Source organism: Moorena sp. SIO3I6, from assembly GCF_010672095.1.
The window spans coordinates 1-1,797 of record NZ_JAAHHU010001010.1; the positions used below are offsets into that span (position 1 = coordinate 1).

The window sequence follows — 1,797 nt, forward strand, 5'->3', positions numbered from 1 at the left end:
ACCGATACTTTTTAGCTACCAAAATCTACCAAAGTATACTTTAGCCCGCCAATGCAAGCTGATTTTTCAGCCAGGGTGTATCTACCAAAGCTCTCAGGAATATCCCACGAGCGCCATTGATGTCACGATCCATTACTTGACCATCAATTTTCGACTTAATAGTCTTGCTGCCGCCAATGTTAACTATCTCGCCCGTCCAACTAACCGTTTTGCTGGTATAAGCTTCGCAGACATCAACAACAATCTTTCCGGTCTCAGATACTTTTTGTTTGAGAAACTCTTTGAACCGATAATGGGCAAAAGAAAGCATATTGCGAACCGTTTTAGATCTAAGTTTTCGGTTGCGCTTCTTGGACATCTGAGACGTCTCAAAGGTAGGGAGCAATATTACATCAAAGTTGTCAACCAGGAATCTAGCCGCCTTGTGATGTAGTTCATTTACTAGGCTCTGAATTCTGAGCACCATCCTTCTGGCGGCTTTTCTCATTCGGTATTTTTGTTTTCCCTTAGCCTTACTGATCTTTGAAATCAGATTATCTAAGTGTTGACATAGACGCTGAATCCCAGAAAAGTCACCATGTCCTATTTTGCCAACGGAAGTCTGGCTAAAAAATGTCAAAAAAGTTCTAACACCAGGGTCTAACGCTACAACCCTACCTTGGTTTTCGGTTTTAATGTGGGCTGTTTTGTAAGGGACTACTAGGTAATAGTTCCCGTTAGTGCTAGTCAATCTACAATCACAAATGTTGCCAGGAAGTGTCTCAGCAAAGGTCAATGCACCTAACTTTGTGTGGTAAATTCCTTTTACAGAAACAGCCGATTTAGGAATGTAGCAAGACTGAACAGGATTTTTCCTAGAACGGAATCTAACCCGATTAATTTGTCCCAATTTTTTGTATTTTTTCTTGGCCTCTCTGACAGCGGTACAGGCATCCTTTATCGCTATAGATTTGATTTGATAAGGTACTGCCAAGCACCATTCAGGAAGATCGTTCAGGATACCAGTCTTAATGGCTTTCCAATTTGCTTTAATTTCGCCATTTTCAAGGATTTTGACGGTTTTGTTGAACACATAACGGGAAACTCCAAACCACCTTCTAATAGTTAAGCGTTGGTCAGCGTTTAGGAACAGTCGGATCTTCTTTGATTTTTGTCCCGTACTTTCTGAGTCCGTGGACTCTACAAGAGAAGACGTGAATGATTGAGAGAAGATTGACCTTTGGTCACCCTTCGCGATCGGCGGTAAGCTCTGAGGAGGGGCAACTTTCAGGGTTGTCGAGAACCAAGAGTTTTCCACCGTTGATACTGACCAAGTACTCAAAGAGTTCAAACCCGAATCGGGTGAGTCTGTCTCTACAGGCAACAACAATTGTGAGCTGGTCTCCTTGCATAAGCCGTTCCAGTATGGCTCTAAGCCCTTTTCTTTTGTAGTTGAGACCTGAGCCGATATCTTTGATGATTTCGGCGCTGGGGAAGAGGGAGTGCATATAGGCAACTTGTCTAGCGAGGTCGTCTCTTTGCTTTGTACTACTGACTCGGCAGTAGCAGATAGTGGCTGGCTGTTTTGATTGCCGCTTCCCAAGACTGAGCAGGCTTTGCGTATCAAAGAGCCTGTTTCCGCTTGGTGTCCTTTCGGATTGGATGGTGCCATTATCTGCGTACTTTCTGAGAGTATTTTTGGAGAGTCCGGTAAGTTCGACCGCCTTAGGGAGTGGTACTAATGCCATGTCTCTATCTTACCACATCATTGAAGGATTTGGTAGCAGATGGAATATTTTTACTAACTGTTCCCTAACC

At 43.5% G+C, this 1,797-nt stretch carries 2 protein-coding genes; both read right to left on the minus strand.

All coding sequences use genetic code 11. From position 1 onward, the window contains the following. Positions 1-40 precede the first annotated feature (40 nt). Positions 41-1,297, minus strand: coding sequence for a transposase (locus tag F6K49_RS45505; protein WP_364304069.1), 1,257 nt, complete (start codon positions 1,295-1,297; stop codon positions 41-43). Next, on the minus strand, positions 1,224-1,727 hold the full coding sequence (locus F6K49_RS45510; RefSeq protein ID WP_293019199.1) for an IS607 family transposase: 504 nt from the start codon (positions 1,725-1,727) through the stop codon (positions 1,224-1,226). Before F6K49_RS45510 ends, F6K49_RS45505 begins: the two co-directional genes overlap by 74 nt. Positions 1,728-1,797: the final 70 nt, after the last annotated feature.